A 16,717-nucleotide genomic window follows, 5' to 3' on the forward strand; every position below is an offset into this window, starting at 1 on the left:
TTTTCTCAATTTTGTTTTTATTGTTGGAAATATGAAATACTTTTTTAATTTTGTACATAACTTTTGATGACAATTTTTTTACATCAGTGTGATACGTGCAATGGATAAAAAAGAGATACTTTACAAGGGTTTAAAGGAATATTTTGGGTTTGATACATTCAAAGGCAATCAGGAAGCTATCATAAAAAGTGTCTTATCCGGAAAGGATACTTTTGTATTAATGCCCACTGGCGGAGGAAAATCGCTATGCTACCAGCTACCGGCTCTGCTTATGGAGGGCACGGCAATTATTATATCACCGCTTATCGCACTTATGAAGAATCAGGTTGATGCCATGAGAAATTACAGCGAGGAGGATGGCGTTGCACACTTTTTAAACTCATCACTTAACAGGCAGGAGATTGAAGAGGTAAAAAAGGATATTCTTTCAGGTTTAACAAAAATGCTGTATGTGGCTCCCGAGTCGCTCACAAAAATAGAAAACGTTGAGTTCCTGCGAAATATTCAAATTTCGTTTTACGCGGTAGATGAAGCACACTGCATATCGGAGTGGGGACACGATTTCCGTCCTGAATACCGCCGTATCAGGCCAATCATCAGTGAAATATGCCCGAAACCAATCGTAGCCCTTACAGCAACGGCAACACCCAAGGTTCAGCACGACATTCAAAAAAACCTTGGCATGCATAATGCAGTGGTCTTTAAATCGTCTTTCAACCGTCCCAATCTCTATTACGAAGTCCGTAATAAAACAGAACAGATAGACAAGGAGATTATCAAATATATTCTCTCGCAGGGGAGAAAATCGGGCATTGTATATTGCCTTAGCAGAAAAAAGGTGGACGATTTCGCCGAAATCCTGCAAGCAAACGATATAAGGGCATTACCTTACCACGCAGGGATGGATGCTGCCACACGCAGTTATAATCAGGATGCCTTCCTTATGGAGCAGGCAGATGTGATAGTGGCTACCATAGCATTTGGCATGGGCATAGATAAGCCTGACGTACGTTACGTGATACATTACGACATACCAAAAAGCCTGGAGGGTTATTACCAGGAAACCGGCCGTGCCGGCCGCGATGGGGGCGAAGGGAAGTGTATTGCCTTCTACTCCCATAAAGACTTGCTTAAACTGGAACGTTTTATGCAGGGAAAACCAGTTTCCGAACAGGAGATAGGTAAACAGCTGCTGCTGGAAACAGCCGCCTACGCAGAGTCATCAGTATGCCGGAGAAGAGTGTTATTGCACTACTTTGGCGAAAATTATAATGAAACTAATTGTAAAAATTGTGATAATTGTCTAAATCCAAAGAAGAAAGTGGAAGCAAAAGAGTTACTTATTACTGTATTAGAAGCGATTATTGCTCTTAAAGAAAAACAAAAAGCCGATTATGTTGTCGATTTCCTCATAGGAAAAGAGTCGTCCGATATTGAAACCTACGGGCACAACGAACTGGAAGAGTTCGGGACAGGTGCAGACGAAGAAGATAGTACCTGGGAGGTGCTTATCCGTCAGGCATTGCTGGACAACTACCTGAGAAAGGACATCGAAAACTACGGTATTCTAAAAATCACCAAAAAAGGAAAAGAGTTTTTAAAAAACCCCGTGTCTTTTAAGATAACTAAAGACGATGAAGATGAGGATGATATGTCTGATCTTGAAAGTGAAGATTCAGATGCTTTAGCCTCGTCCGGGGCCAGTGGCGGTGCGGCCGATCCTGTACTTTTCTCTATGATGAAAGATCTGAGAAAGAAGCTGTCGAAAAAACTGAACGTGCCCCCCTATGTGATTTTTCAGCCCTCATCGTTAGAAGCAATGGCAACCTCCTACCCCATCACGCTGGAAGAACTGCAAAATATACCGGGCGTGGGAGCAGGGAAAGCAAAACGATACGGTAAAGAATTTGTGGAGCTGATAAAAAAACATGTTGAGGAGAATGATATCACTCGTCCCGAAGACCTCCGAGTGAAGACAGTAGCCAACAAGTCGAAGCTAAAAGTATCTATAGTACAGGCCATTGACCGCAAAGTAGCACTTGACGACCTTGCAGAATCAAAAGGTATAGATTTCAATGAAATGCTTTCCGAAGTGGAAGCAATTGTTTATTCAGGTACCAAAATCAATATCGATTATTTTCTCGAAGAGGTTATGGACCCGGATGTGATGCAGGATGTGTATGCCTATTTTAAGGAGGCGGAAACAGATGATCTCGACAGTGCACAGGAAGAGCTTTCAGAATATACGGAAACGGAGATTCGCCTCGTTCGTATCAAGTTCTTTTCTGACATGGCCAATTAGAGCTAAAAAAGAAAAATAAACTATTTTACACCTTCATCGTTATTATTAGGATGGGTGTATGAAATATGAAATACTTACAAAAAATAAATAGTCCCGGTGATCTGAAAAAACTCAGTGTTGACGAACTGAAAACTGTTTGTGATGATCTGAGAGAATTCATCATTGAACAACTGTCGCACAACCCCGGGCATTTCGGATCGAGCCTGGGTACGGTGGAGTTGACAGTGGCACTCCATTATCTATACAATACACCTTACGACAGGCTCGTATGGGATGTAGGGCATCAGGCATACAGCCACAAAATACTTACCGGGCGGCGCGGACTCTTTTCAACCAACCGCAAACTGGGAGGACTTTCCGGATTCACTAATCCCAATGAAAGTGAATACGATACTTTCATTGCCGGACACGCATCAACCTCCATTTCGGCAGCGCTGGGAATGGCAGTTGCAGCTAACCTCAACAATGAAAACCGTCACATAGTTGCAATCATTGGCGATGGTGCAATGACGGGCGGCCTGGCATACGAGGGAATCAACAATGCCTGTTCACAACCCAACAACCTGCTTATTATCCTTAACGACAACGATATGTCTATCGACAATAATGTTGGAGGAATTCAGGACTACCTGGTGAAACTGACTACATCGGCCAAATATAACAGGTTCCGTAACAACCTTTACCAGGGTTTCAAAAAACGGAAGCTAATCTCCGAGAAAGAAAAAAATCTGGTATTGCGATTCAACAACAGCGTAAAATCGCTTCTCACTAAAGAACAAAATATTTTTGAGGGATTCAACATACGCTATTTCGGTCCGGTTGACGGTCACGATCTGCCGGGACTTATCCGCATTCTAAGAAACATCAAAGATATGCAGGGTCCTAAACTGCTGCACATTAAAACGGTTAAAGGAAAAGGATTCAAGCCTGCAGAGAAATCGGCCACGGTATGGCATGCTCCGGGACTTTTCAATAAAGAGACTGGTGAACGTATTCTAAAGGATAATAAGGATCAGCCACAACTATATCAGGATGTTTTCGGACATACACTCGTTGAGATGGCAGAGAAAAACTGCAAGATTGTGGGTGTTACACCGGCAATGCCTACCGGCTGTTCCATGACCTATATGATGGATAGATTTCCCAACCGGGTTTTCGATGTAGGTATTGCCGAGGCGCATGCGGTAACCTTCTCTGCAGGTATGGCCAAAGAGGGGCTTATTCCTTTCTGCAACATCTACTCATCATTCATGCAGCGTGCTTATGATCAGGTTATTCACGACGTTGCCCTTCAGAAGCTGAAAGTGGTTATGTGTCTCGACAGAGCCGGGCTGGTAGGTGCCGACGGCCCCACTCACCACGGTGTATTCGATCTGGCATACTTGCGGCCGATACCCAATCTGGTAATCTCAGCACCTTTTAATGAGCATGAGCTACGAAACCTGATGTACACAGCTGTATATGGTAACGACGGGCCATTTGTGATTCGCTATCCACGGGGACAAGGTGAGATCACCAACTGGCAGAACGAACCTCAGATACTCACTATAGGAAAAGGACGAAAACTTAAACAAGGAAAAGAGATTGCCCTTCTCTCAATAGGAGCTATAGGCAACAACGCGTCTAAAGCAATTGCCGAGGCAGAGAAGTTAGGTATAAGTGTGGCACATTACGACATGGTTTTCTTGAAACCTGTAGATGAAGAGTTACTTGAAGAGGTTGCGAAAAAATACAAATATATTATAACTGTTGAAAACGGAGTTATTAAAGGTGGTTTGGGAAGTGCTGTACTTGAGTTTCTGGCAGAAAACGACTACAGTAACATTCATTTACACCGCATAGGCATCGGCGATGAATTTGTGACACACGGGTCGGTTAAAGAGCTTCAGCAACTAACCAAAATTGACGAGAACAGCATCCTGGAAAATATTATTAAGATAAATGATAAACTAAATAACCGAAGCAGCGATATACTGCCTACAATAGAACCCATAGCCTCCACCAACATAATACACAATCGTTTCATAGTCAAATAAAATAATTGTAACATAGTAAATGAAAATCTTAATTGCCGGTGCAGGCGCCGTGGGAACTCACCTCGCGAAACTTCTGGGACAGGAGAATCACAATATAACACTGATGGACGACGACAAAGACCGTCTATCTATGATAAACGACAATACAGATATATTGACATATATCGGCAACTGCACTTCACTTAAAGATCTCACTGACGCAGGTATTACCAATTCCGATCTTTATATTGGCGTAACCACTGAGGAGTCAAGGAATATCACTTCATGTATGCTGGCATCCAACCTGGGAGCAAAAAAAACACTTGCCCGCATAGATAATTACGAGTACCTGCTGCCTAAAAATACCGGATTCTTCGAAAAACTGGGAATCAATTCAATGATCTACCCTGAACTGATGGCCGCAAAGGAGATCGCAATGGCGCTTAAAACACCCTGGACACGCTTTTGGTGGGAGCTATGCAACGGAACAGTGATACTTTCTGCTGCAAAAGTAAGAGAGAATGCTCCCATAGTGAACAAATATCTGCATGAGCTTATGCAAAGCGTGAAACTGTTCCACCTGGTAGCCATCAAACGTGACTCTCACACCATTATACCCAAAGGAAGCGACCAGATACTTCCTAACGACATTCTCTATTTCACCACTTTAAGAAAACACCTGGATTCACTTCCCGAGTTGCTGGGGAAAAAATCTTTCGAAACAAAAAGGATCATTTTCATGGGAGGAAGCCGTATAACAATGCGTACAGTACAGCAACTCCCCCAGAATATCAATATAAAAATAATAGAACAGGACAGAGAACGTGCTGAGATGCTGGTCGAAACAGCTCCTCCAAATGTCACAGTTTTTGTAGAAGATGGGCGCAACACTGAGTTCCTTATACGCGAAGGTATCACCGAAACAGATGCATTCCTCGCTCTCACCGGGAACTCGGAAGCAAATATCCTGAGCTGTATGATGGCAAAACAGTATGGTGTAAAGAAAACTGTTGCAGAGGTTGAAAACATCGATTATATATCGATGGCGGAACGGTTCGACATTGGAACAGTTATCAACAAAAAACTTATTGCAGCCAGTAAGATCTATGAACTGCTGTTGAAAGCCGATGCCTCGAATATAAAAAGCCTCACCATCGCCGATGCAAACGTAGGGGAGGTAATTGCCAAACCCAACTCGAAGGTGACAAAAAAACTTATTAAAAACCTTAACCTGCCCTCCGACATCACTTTTGGAGCGCTTATCAGAAACGGCGAGCCTATGCTTGTAGATGGAGATACACTAATAGAACCTTACGACCAGGTTGTGGTATTCTTCCTAAGTAAATCACTGAGGAGCATAGAAAGCTATTTTAATTAAGATGGTTATATGCTGAAAAAAACTTATGCAATTATTTTTCAGACTCCTGACAATCAGGTAAATAATCGCGACACTTCTGCAAAGCTCACTCTCGTGAGTTAATTGATTGCTTGCCTTCCCCTATTAATTTTTGAAATAAAGCATGTCGTCAATCGCATCAATGATGATAGGCTTTGATTTATCCACCTTACCTGCCAGAAGATCTTTCGATAGCTGGTTCAATACCCGTCGCTGTATAACCCTCTTCACAGGGCGTGCACCGAACTCTGGATCGTAACCGGCAAAAGTGATACTGCGAACTGCTTCATCGGTATATTTGAGTTCGATACCATTCTCCTTCAGCATCCTTCCTACAATACCAAGCTGCAAACGTACAATCTGTTCAATCTCATTCTCCTTCAACGGAGCAAACATGATAATATCATCTACGCGATTCAAAAACTCGGGACGGATAGTTCTCTTCAGCATATCCATCACAATATTTTTCGTGTTTTCAATGATCTCCTCTCGGTTTTCTCTGTTTATTTTTTCAAAGTTCTCACGAATAAGTTCAGATCCCATGTTTGAGGTCATGATGATAATGGTGTTCTTGAAGTTCACTACCCTGCCCTTGTTGTCAGTGAGGCGACCATCATCCAGCACCTGAAGCAGAATGTTAAACACATCAGGGTGCGCTTTTTCTATCTCATCAAACAGCACCACAGAATAGGGTTTGCGACGAATAGCCTCGGTAAGCTGTCCCCCTTCATCATAACCCACATATCCCGGAGGGGCCCCGATCAATCGCGTAGCACTGAATTTCTCCTGATATTCGCTCATATCAATACGCGTCATCATATTCTCATCATCGAAAAGATACTCGGCCAATGCCTTTGCCAGCTCTGTCTTGCCCACACCCGTTGTCCCAAGGAAAATAAACGAGCCTACAGGACGCTTAGGATCGCTCAAACCGGCGCGACTGCGGCGTACGGCATCAGCGACGGCAGTTATGGCCTCTTCCTGGCCAACAACACGTTTATGAAGCTCATCTTCCAGCTGAAGCAATTTCTCACGTTCACTCTGCAGCATCTTGCTAACAGGAATTCCGGTCCAACGCGACACTACATCGGCAATATCTTCAGCATCAACCTCTTCCTTTATCATAGCTCTTCCGCCCTGGCGCTCATGAAGCTGATTCTGCAGATCTTTTATTTCGTTTTCTTTTTCCTTAATTCTTCCATATCGCAATTCGGCTACCTTCCCGTAGTCGCCCTCACGTTCGGCACGATCGGCCTCGAACTTTGCATCTTCTATATCAATTTTTGCCTGCTGGATCTTATTGATAAGCTCTTTCTCAGCCTTCCATTTGGCTTTCTGTTCAGACTCCTCGTCTTTCAGATTCCCAATCTCTCTGGTCAGAAGATCTTCTTTTTGTTTGTCATCCTCACGCCTAATAGCTTCACGCTCAATCTCAAGCTGCTTTATCCTGCGCATAATCTCATCCAGCTCTTCCGGAACGGAATCCACCTCCATACGTAGCTTGGCAGCAGCCTCATCCATAAGGTCAATAGCCTTGTCGGGCAAAAAACGATCGGTGATATAGCGGCTTGAAAGCTGTACAGCAGCGATGATAGCCTCATCTTTAATTCGCACCTTGTGGTGGTTCTCATACCGCTCTTTCAGTCCGCGAAGAATGGAGATACTGTCAGATTCACCCGGCTCATCCACCATAACCGTTTGGAAACGACGTTCAAGAGCTTTGTCTTTTTCAAAATATTTCTGATACTCATCGAGTGTGGTAGCACCAATAGCCCGCAGATCCCCACGTGCCAGCGCTGGTTTCAGAATATTGGCGGCATCCATTGCACCTTCACTTTTTCCTGCACCTACCAGCGTGTGGATCTCGTCAATAAAGAGAATAATCTCTCCGTTCGATTTTGTCACCTCGTTTATAACAGACTTCAGACGCTCCTCAAACTCTCCCTTGTATTTTGCGCCTGCAATAAGTGCCCCCATATCGAGAGAATAGATCTGCTTGCTTTTAAGATTCTCCGGCACATCGCCTCGGATAATTCGGTATGCGAGTCCTTCGGCAATAGCCGTCTTACCCGTCCCCGGCTCACCAATAAGAATGGGGTTGTTTTTGGTACGCCTGCTCAGGATCTGCAGCACTCTTCTAATCTCCTCATCACGACCGATAACTGGATCTAGCTTACCGTTTCGCGCTTGCTCCGCCAGGTTCACCGCATATTTACCCAGTGACTGGTATGTATCTTCAGCCGATTGGCTTGTTACCTTCTCACCCTGCCGAAGGTCCCGGATAGCCGACTGCAGCTGGCTGAGTGAAATACCTGCATCTTTCATCATCTGCGAAGCGCTGTTCTTCTCGCTCAGGATTGCAAGCAGCAAATGTTCAAGAGAAACAAACTGGTCTCCCATCTTGCTTGCGTAATCAGCCGCTTTCTGAAAAACAGCATTTGCCTCCCTGCTCAGCATAGGTTCGCCACCCGACACCCGGGGGTATGATTCAATTTCACTGTCTACAACCTTTTCCAGGTTCCGGCCATTCACCCCAAGCTTCTGAAACAGAAAGCCAGTCACATTCTCACCAACCAGCATAACCCCTTTGAGAAGATGTGCCGGTTCAATCATCTGCTGATTGTTACCCTGTGCCAGATTTATCGCTTTTTGCACCGCTTCCTGCGCCTTTATTGTAAAATTATTGAAATTCATATATCCATTATCCTTTCTTTTTAATATTGTTTAATCTGGAACATATCTCACCGGATAAGCCACTTGAAGCAACAGCTAAAAGTGGGCAGCCCTTTCAACCGGGCTGCTTTACCCAAAGCCTGTTCAACGCTGATTCACATCATGGTAAGGTCAAAATCTTTGCCAAAGGACTAATCATGACGTTTTGGCAGTCGAGTATTTATCTGTGAATATATGAAAGTTTATTTACAGTACATTAATAGGTAATATGGCCCAATTGTTTCAGTTATTATACTCTCTTCTTCATTGACTTTCTTAATTCATTAGCCTTCTTAAAAAAGGTCTCATCTTTTCCAAACTCAATAATGCGAGCTACGCTTCCATTGCATACTTTGCAGCTCCCCTTTACCAGAATGTCGTTAAAATGAGTCAGATAAATCTCTTCCACCAAAACTCCTTTTTCAGCAATACTCCTGCAGTGGCTACAAAATACGTTAGCAGAAATTATTGTGTCGTAAAAAATTTTTTGTCCTTTATCGAGTAATATTCCCAATTGAAATTGGTTGATTTCGATTTCATCTTGTCGTTTCATCTTGTCGTTTCATCTTTTGTCTCAGTTTTGTCAATTTATGGTTAATATTTTTTTATACATGGTACAAAGATGAACAGATACTTTGACAACTTTTGTCAATGCTTTCCGCATTTGCAAAAGAAACTGAGAAACTTACATAAAGCAAGCTCCTCTGTTTTTCGCTTTCATATAGACCATTATCCAGCTAATATTCATATCATTATACCGCATTAAGAAAAAGTACTAAACTATTTTCTTTTTTAAATGCTCTGTATAAAGGATACAAATGCACTACAAATTCCATAACCGAACGAATATTTTTTTAATTTTGTGGAACTTCTTTGTACAAATCAACAGGCAACGGATTGAAAAGCAGAACAGAAATAACAAAACTATCGAACGATGAATTGTTTGATCTTTGTAAAAAAGAAGAACAAGCAACCTACTTCGACGAATTATACCGGCGCTATATACCTATGGTATACGGATTATGTCTGAAATACCTGTCTAACGAGGCCGACGCACAAGATGCAGTGATGGATTTGTTTGAAGATGTTTCACAATAACCGATAATGGAAAAATCTATGGACAATGAGATTAAAGCAGCCACAGCACAAGGTAAAAAAGACTTTTACCCGGGTCTCCGCCATGGTCGGAAGTGAGCCGGAAAATAACGTTGAAAGTTGAATTATAAATCTTGTGACAAACGAAAAATTCTATACTGACCGCGAAGAGAAGGCCAACTACATAACACATGGCCTTGGGGTATTGATAAGTATTGCAGCAACTGTTATACTAATTAACAAGGCTATTTCTTCAGGTAACCGTGGTGCAATCATCGCCTATGGGTTATTCGGCATCGGTATGACTATCTGCATGGGCTCCTCCACCATCTATCACTACGTGCGGGATCAAGTTTTAAAAGCCAGGTTACGCCATTTCGACCATGCAAGCATTTATCTTCTTATCGCTGCAAGCTACTCTCCATTCACTATTATCCTGCTTCGCGATGCACAGTTCTGGGGCTGGCTTCTGTTCGGGATAGCCTGGACAACCGCCATTGCTGGTATCGCCTTGAGCTTCAGGAAGCTCAGTAAAAACAGCCACCTGAAAACCGCTTCATATGTAATGATGGGGCTGGTGGCTCTCATCGCTTTCAAACCGTCAATAGAGATTGCTCATGCAAAAAACTGTATGGATGTGATCTACTGGCTGCTTGGGGGAGGCCTGTTCTATATTGCCGGCGCCGTTATATACGCCACTGCCAGACGGGAGTTTGTACACGCTGTATTCCATCTGTTTGTATTGCTGGGACTTGCATGCCATATAACGGCAGCATATCTGATCCCGCTATAGTATTATAGTAAGACTGGGATCGTAAGGCCCTAATCACTACCATTTTTCCACATGCTAACCATCCCTTATAGATACACAAAGTTTTATTAACTCTCAATAAAGCCTCAATCAAAAAAGGCGACCCGCCTTTGTAGCGAATCGCCTTTATGTAGTTTTCAAATCAACTTCGGGCCGTCAGTCATCAGCTTTCAGTTGCCTGCTATAAGTTTTCTGTGATCAGTTTCTCTTCCCAGCTTTATTTAGCCTGTCATCAGCTTTATGTCATCAGTAACAGTACTCGCAAGCCATGAAACATGAAACTCTTCACGATTAATTCTGGATATTAGGTAATTCCAGTCCGTATCCTTTCTTTTTATCCTCTGCTTTCAGCAGGAAAGCAAAAAGAAGTGCCAGAACACCAAAGGATGTAAAAATCATCATTGGAATTGTGTAGTCGTATGTGTTAACGCTCAGTCCGTCGCGAACTGTCTGCCCCGTCACGCAGAACTTCTCGAGCACCCATCCTATCAGAAGAGGGACCCCCATCAATCCCCAGTTTTGTACCCAGAAGATAAGTGAATAAGCTGTACCAAGGCGCTTTTCGGGAACAATCTTGGGTACAGATGGCCACATTGCCGAAGGAACAAGTGAGAAGCCAATACCCAGAATTACGACCAGCACCATCGCAAAAATCCAGTTGTTGAATAGTGGAACGGAGAACAGTGCATGAACCAGAATCAGCAGCAGCGAGCCAATAATCATAATTGTTGCACCTTTCCCTTTCTTGTCATATATACCGCCAAACAGAGGTGTAAGGAGAATATTTCCGAAAGGCAGCAACATAGGTATCATTCCCGCAAGGTCTTCTTTCACTCCGAACTTATTTACCATCAGGTCGGTGGCATATTTAAGAAATGGGAAAACAGCAGAATAGAACAAAACGCACAAGATAGCAATATACCACCATCCTTTATTACCCAGAATCTTTCCTATATCAGATAGTTTAAACTCATCTTCAGAACTACTTTGTTCCATAGAATCCGTTGCCTCCGAAGCATCCAGCTTTTTATCCATCACCACATAAACCAAGAACGAAATAAATCCGATACATAGTCCTATCAGGGCCACCAGCACGGGGCGCGAAACATCAATAATACCTGTAGCTTTTGCGATAGGGATAGAGAAACCCAACGCCATAGCGGTACCTATTCTTGCCATCGCCATCTCCATACCCATAGCCGTGGCCATCTCTTTACCCTTGAACCACTTAACAATAATCTTTGAAACGGTAATTCCGGTCACCTCTACACCCACGGCAAAAACTGCAAAACCGATACTTGCCCATAAGACCTGGGCATCCAGTCCCAAAATGACCTTTCCTGCAAGTGTGTCAGTAGAAATAGCCCAGTATTTTATAGCCGTACCTATCACCATTACAGCTGTGGCACCAATACCTGTCATACGTACTCCCAGTTTGTCGAGAATTATTCCTCCAAATATTAGCATCAGCAGAAAGACGTTAAACCAGCCATATGAGCTTGTGAATGTGCCATAATCAGCACGTGACCATCCGAGTTGTCCCTCAAGCAGTCCGGCCAGGGGGGCCATGATATCCGTTAAAAAATACCCGCACATCATTGTAAAAGCGACGAAGAACAGTGCGGACCACCGTGCCGCTGCAGAATCTCTGAGCGATTTCCTGATTTTTTCTACCATTTCAAATTATTTTAAATTTTAATTGAGTTAAGTTTCGCATATATAAATTACTGGCATATACACCTAAATATAAGACTTTTGTGATTTTATATAGCTCTTATCGTAACACATGTGAAAGTTAATTAATTTATTTTCGAATCTGCAAAGATAATCAATCCGAACAACTTATTCAGAAAATAACCGTATATAATCACATAATCAGAGTTCATCAACCTGAAGTCTGTTAAGGAATGCCACTGTCTTACGAATCTCTTTATACATCACAATATCCTCTTTAATGAATGGCACCTCTTTCCTATACTCCTTTACCACTTTTTCAATCATTTGCGACGATTTTAGTGGGCGTCGGAATTCGAGCGCCTGTGCTGCATTCATCAGTTCAATAGAGAAAATGATATCGAGATTGTCCAGAATCCTTAGAAGCTTAATTGCCGAAGTGGCACCCATGCTCACATGATCTTCCTGGCCATTTGAAGAGACAATTGAGTCAGTACTTGAAGGAGCGCAGTACATCTTGTTCTGGCTAACTACCGATGCCGCCACATATTGTGGAATCATAAAGCCCGAATTAAGACCGGGACTTGCAACCAGGAACTCCGGCAGCTCACGCCTTCCCAATATCAACTGAGCCGTTCGTCGTTCGGAGATATTACCCAGTTCTGCAAGCGCTATAGCCAGAAAATCGTAAGCTATTGCCAGCGGTTGTCCGTGAAAATTTCCTCCAGATATTATCTTATCATCATCAGGGAAGATTGTTGGATTATCGGTCACCGAGTTGATCTCGGTAAGCACCACCGATTTTACGTAAGCGAGGGCATCCTTGGTAGCTCCGTGCACCTGCGGTACACAGCGGAATGAGTACGGATCCTGCAAATGCTTCTTTGCTCTTGAAATGATCAGGCTTCCCTCAAGGAAACTACGTATATTACGTGCAGTCTCCAGCTGTCCACTGTGCGGTCGGATCATATGCAACCTTTCATCGAAAGGCTCCAGGTGTCCATCATATGCATCGAGCGACAATGCAGCTATAAGGTCGGCCCTCTTCGAAAGCCTTTGCGCTTTCATAATGGCATATACACCATGTGCCGACATAAACTGGGTACCGTTCAGCAATGCCAGTCCCTCTTTGCTCTTCAGTCTTATCGGCTGCCAGCCGAACTCATCGAGTACACTCCCTATATCACGTTTGCTTCCCTTATAAAAAACATCACCCACACCTATAAGCGGCAAAAATAGATTTGCCAATGGAGCCAGGTCCCCTGAAGCACCAAGTGATCCCTTATCATACACAACAGGCAGTATATCGTTATTGAACAGATCAAGCATCCTTTGCACTGTAGCCTCCTGCACGCCACTAAAACCTAATGAAAGAGCATGTGCCTTCAGCAAAAACATAAGCTTCACTATAAGCGGTGTAACCTCTTCTCCAACACTACAGGCATGCGATTTTACAAGATTCTCCTGTAATGTGTTCAGGTCATCACCTGAAACAGAATGATTACATAATGAACCGAAACCGGTAGTTATACCGTAAACAGGTTCAGTCTGGTTTTCCATTTTTCTGTCGAGGTAATCGCGGCACTTCCTTATACGTTCCCTAGCCTCGGGAGCCAGCTCCACCTTTATGTTACCAGTAATAATCCTCTCCAGGTCTTCAATGGTGAGATCTTTTTTTCCTATGTAGTAAATATTTTTCATATTAAATCTCATTTTTTGCCCATTCAAATAACTCCCGTTCACTATTGATAGCCTCTTTTTCAAGCAGATCGCATTTTAATGAAAGCTCACTGACAAACTTATCATCCCTAATCCCCCTCAGGTTAATGCGTACGTTAAGCAGTGCGCCCAGAATAGCGGTGCGACATGCCAGCATAGCCACACAACCATCGGTAACTGCATTTTTATTACCACTCTTCACTGTTTCGGCGATAATACCGAGCATACCTGAAGCTCGTTCGGCCACCTCCATCGGCACCAGCGACGCAATTTTAGTAGCTTCCTGAATTTTTCCGGTACGATATTCTTTCTCCTCTTCTGTCTCTTTCGGAAGTTTGTAGGCACTGATAACAAGGTTATATGCATCGCTGTCCCTATCGATATCTTCTATAAAGCGCATCCGCAAATCAGATGCCTTATGTAGGTTCTGCTTCATCATCGCCTCAGCATCAGCATAGTTCTTTTTGCCGATGGTCAAATTAGCCATCATTTCAGTCAATGCCGCAGCAATGGCTCCATTCAGTGCCGATGAACTGCCCCCTCCGGGCAAAGGTTCTTTTCCCGCGGTTTTTTCGAGAAATTGCTTTAAAGTTAAATCTTGTAGCCTCATATTTGTTAAACTATAAATAAAATAATACGGAAATTACTGTATATGATTTTTTGATTTCTTAGCGACAAATACCACAATACAAAGCAGCAGCTCTACTCATTTTCAACTGTTTAAATAAGATTGTGCCAGCTGTTTTCAGAATAAACTAATTTTAATGCAAACTACATACAATTTTCCCCCGTTTCACCACCTTATCCACTATATTCATTCCCACGTGGTAAGGCAGAAACTTGTACGACGGAAACTGCAACAGCACCAGATCCCCCTGTTTACCCACATCTATGCTGCCTGTTATCCCCTCCCTGCCGAGTGCTGCAGCACTGTTGATGGTAAATGCGGTAACAGCCTCTTCAGGTGTAAGCTTCATGTATATACATGCCAATGCAAACAGTAACGGGACAGAAGCCGTGAACGAGCTCCCCGGGTTGAAATCGGTAGCAAGTGCCACTATGCATCCCGCGTCAATCATTTCGCGAGCACGAGCATATTTTTCCCGCAACGAAAAAGCAGTAAGAGGTAATAATGTTGCCACTACACCTTTCTCAGCCATGGCACGTATTCCCTCATCGGAAGCTTGCAGCAGATGGTCAGCCGACAGGCAACGCAACTCCGCCGCCAGCTCTGCACCTCCGAGAGGAGTTATCTCATCGGCATGTATCTTTATCTTAAGCCCTTGCTCTCTGGCGGCTGTCAGATAGCGGCGCGATTGGGCGATAGCGAAAACCCCCTTTTCGCAGAAAATATCCACCGCTTCGGCCAGTTCCCCCTTCACCACAAGTGGGAACATTTCGTTAATATTAAAATCTATATAATCTTCCTCCCTCCCCTGCCATTCGGCGGGGATAGCATGTGCACCCATAAAGGTTGAAACAATATCCACCGGATGGGTTTCGTTGAGACGATGCATCACGCGGAGTTGCTTAAGTTCGGTATCTTTGTCCAGCCCATAGCCGCTCTTTCCCTCTACGGTGGTGATTCCAAGCCGCATCATTGCATCAAGCCTCTGCCTGCCCGTCTCCATCAGCTCCTCTTCCGTCGCTTCACGGGTGGCATTTGTAGTCTTTACAATGCCACCTCCCCGTTCCATTATCTCCATGTAGCTATCGCCCCTCATCCGCCATGAGAACTCTTCCTCCCGGTATCCTCCAAAGATAAAATGTGTATGAGGATCGATAAACCCCGGCAACAGCGCTTTGCCTGTTGCGTCAATAACCCTGTAATCCTGTTCATTTACCGGAAGAGTCTCTCCTGCTTTCAGGATATGAGAGATCAGGCCATCTGTCACTATCACCGTACCGTTTTCAATAACATGTAAATCGGACATTTCCCTTCCTTGCTTCCCCGCGAAACCGCTGCAAGTAACCACCTGCTCTGCATTTTTTATAATCAGGTTATTCATCAGTTATAACTTTTCGTGATACCCCTGGTTTATGCCTTTATTCAAAAGCCAATTCAAATTGCAAAAATTTCAACTATTCCATCAGCTTTGTTTCCAACACCTGGTTGACGGAGAAATTCTCAAGGCCAAGGTAATAAGCTGCCGAATCAATCAGAGCCTCCATAGGCACCAGTCCTATTACCTCTCCGCCCACCACCGGAACACCATACCGTTTAGCTTCCATGCGCACCATCTCATGGGCGCGGTAAATAGCCGTTTTGGTGTAGTCGGTCAGGTTCATCGATACCTGTGTGATACCCCGATCGTGCAGTGCAACACCCATCGCCTTGCAGAAACGCAGTCCGCCTCCAATATGGCGCACCTTCCTGCTGATAGCCTCAGCAATCTCCAGGTTATTGGTCCCCAGGTTAACGTTGTAAGCCACCAGCGGCATGCGGGCACCGATAGCAACTGCTCCTGCTGTAGGGTGAGGTTCTGTAGGACCAAAGTCGGGCTTCCATTCCTGTTTTTTCATTTTCTCTACCAGTCCTTCAAACTCGCCCCTGCGAACATTCGCCAAATTTTCACGATGAGATGCCGAAGCCGATTTCTCATATAGATATACCGGAAGGTTGTAACGTTCTGCCACTGCCTCCGCTACCTCCTTAGACAGAGCCACCGCCTCATTCATAGTTACGTTTTTAATAGGGATAAACGGCACCACATCAGCGGCTCCCATACGAGGGTGCTGCCCCTGATGCCTTTGAAGATCAATCAGCTCCACTGCTTTCCCTATTGCTTCAATAACTGCAGTTTTCAATGCCTCCGGCTCCCCAACAACAGTTACTACCGATCGGTTATGGTCGGCATCATTGCTATAATCCAGCAGTTTCACTTTCTCTCTTCCCCGGAAGAGGTCCGCTATTTTTTCCACTTTCTGTCTGTCGCGTCCCTCACTAAAGTTGGGAACACATTCCACGATTTTATTCATAATTGTTATTCCTA

Annotated in this window: 12 protein-coding genes and 1 pseudogene; 6 read left to right on the forward strand and 7 right to left on the reverse strand. The window is 43.9% G+C overall.

Annotation, left to right across the window (positions count from 1 at the left end):
- Positions 1-100: 100 nt before the first annotated feature.
- The 4 genes and pseudogenes from recQ to trkA all read left to right on the forward strand — a co-directional run.
- Positions 101-1,909: pseudogene (gene recQ, locus B3Z75_RS13790) on the forward strand (DNA helicase RecQ); the annotation flags it as partial.
- Between the two features lie 60 nt (positions 1,910-1,969).
- Positions 1,970-2,302, forward strand: a complete 333-nt coding sequence (locus B3Z75_RS14305) for a hypothetical protein (protein WP_407681796.1) — start codon at positions 1,970-1,972, stop codon at positions 2,300-2,302.
- Positions 2,303-2,367: 65 nt separating this feature from the next.
- On the forward strand, positions 2,368-4,338 hold the full coding sequence (dxs, locus tag B3Z75_RS13795; RefSeq protein WP_238866870.1) for a 1-deoxy-D-xylulose-5-phosphate synthase: 1,971 nt from the start codon (positions 2,368-2,370) through the stop codon (positions 4,336-4,338).
- A gap of 19 nt (positions 4,339-4,357) precedes the next feature.
- A complete protein-coding gene (trkA, locus tag B3Z75_RS13800) occupies positions 4,358-5,695 on the forward strand; it encodes a Trk system potassium transporter TrkA (protein ID WP_238866871.1) in 1,338 nt (445 codons plus the stop codon).
- Between the two features lie 123 nt (positions 5,696-5,818).
- Here the strand turns inward: trkA and clpB are convergent, their stop codons facing one another.
- Both clpB and B3Z75_RS13810 read right to left on the reverse strand, forming a co-directional pair.
- Positions 5,819-8,407, reverse strand: a complete 2,589-nt coding sequence (gene clpB / locus B3Z75_RS13805) for an ATP-dependent chaperone ClpB (protein WP_238866873.1) — start codon at positions 8,405-8,407, stop codon at positions 5,819-5,821.
- A gap of 268 nt (positions 8,408-8,675) precedes the next feature.
- A complete protein-coding gene (locus tag B3Z75_RS13810; RefSeq protein ID WP_238866879.1) occupies positions 8,676-8,978 on the reverse strand; it encodes a hypothetical protein in 303 nt (100 codons plus the stop codon).
- A gap of 344 nt (positions 8,979-9,322) precedes the next feature.
- On the opposite strand from B3Z75_RS13810, the gene B3Z75_RS13815 reads away from it, so the two are divergent.
- On the forward strand, positions 9,323-9,523 hold the full coding sequence (locus tag B3Z75_RS13815) for an RNA polymerase sigma factor (RefSeq protein WP_238866882.1): 201 nt from the start codon (positions 9,323-9,325) through the stop codon (positions 9,521-9,523).
- Positions 9,524-9,656: 133 nt separating this feature from the next.
- Positions 9,657-10,313, forward strand: a complete 657-nt coding sequence (gene trhA, locus B3Z75_RS13820) for a PAQR family membrane homeostasis protein TrhA (RefSeq protein WP_238866884.1) — start codon at positions 9,657-9,659, stop codon at positions 10,311-10,313.
- A 309-nt stretch (positions 10,314-10,622) separates the two neighbouring features.
- Here the strand turns inward: trhA and B3Z75_RS13825 are convergent, their stop codons facing one another.
- The 5 genes from B3Z75_RS13825 to ftcD all read right to left on the reverse strand — a co-directional run bounded on the left by B3Z75_RS13825 (position 10,623) and on the right by ftcD (position 16,703).
- Positions 10,623-12,008 (reverse strand): MFS transporter, encoded by a 1,386-nt coding sequence (locus B3Z75_RS13825; RefSeq protein WP_238866886.1) that lies wholly within the window; start codon positions 12,006-12,008, stop codon positions 10,623-10,625.
- A 198-nt stretch (positions 12,009-12,206) separates the two neighbouring features.
- Positions 12,207-13,706, reverse strand: coding sequence for a histidine ammonia-lyase (gene hutH / locus B3Z75_RS13830; protein WP_238866888.1), 1,500 nt, complete (start codon positions 13,704-13,706; stop codon positions 12,207-12,209).
- 1 nt (position 13,707) lies between these two features.
- Complete coding sequence (locus B3Z75_RS13835; protein ID WP_238866890.1) at positions 13,708-14,334, reverse strand: cyclodeaminase/cyclohydrolase family protein; 627 nt, start codon at positions 14,332-14,334, stop codon at positions 13,708-13,710.
- A 151-nt stretch (positions 14,335-14,485) separates the two neighbouring features.
- The gene (hutI, locus tag B3Z75_RS13840; protein WP_238866892.1) at positions 14,486-15,733 is read right to left on the reverse strand and encodes an imidazolonepropionase; all 1,248 of its coding nucleotides are present in this window, start codon (positions 15,731-15,733) and stop codon (positions 14,486-14,488) included.
- 73 nt (positions 15,734-15,806) lie between these two features.
- Complete coding sequence (gene ftcD, locus B3Z75_RS13845) at positions 15,807-16,703, reverse strand: glutamate formimidoyltransferase (RefSeq protein ID WP_294072959.1); 897 nt, start codon at positions 16,701-16,703, stop codon at positions 15,807-15,809.
- Positions 16,704-16,717 lie beyond the last annotated feature (14 nt).

It is taken from the genome of Proteiniphilum sp. UBA1028 (assembly GCF_002316955.1).
Lineage (GTDB): Bacteria > Bacteroidota > Bacteroidia > Bacteroidales > Dysgonomonadaceae > Proteiniphilum.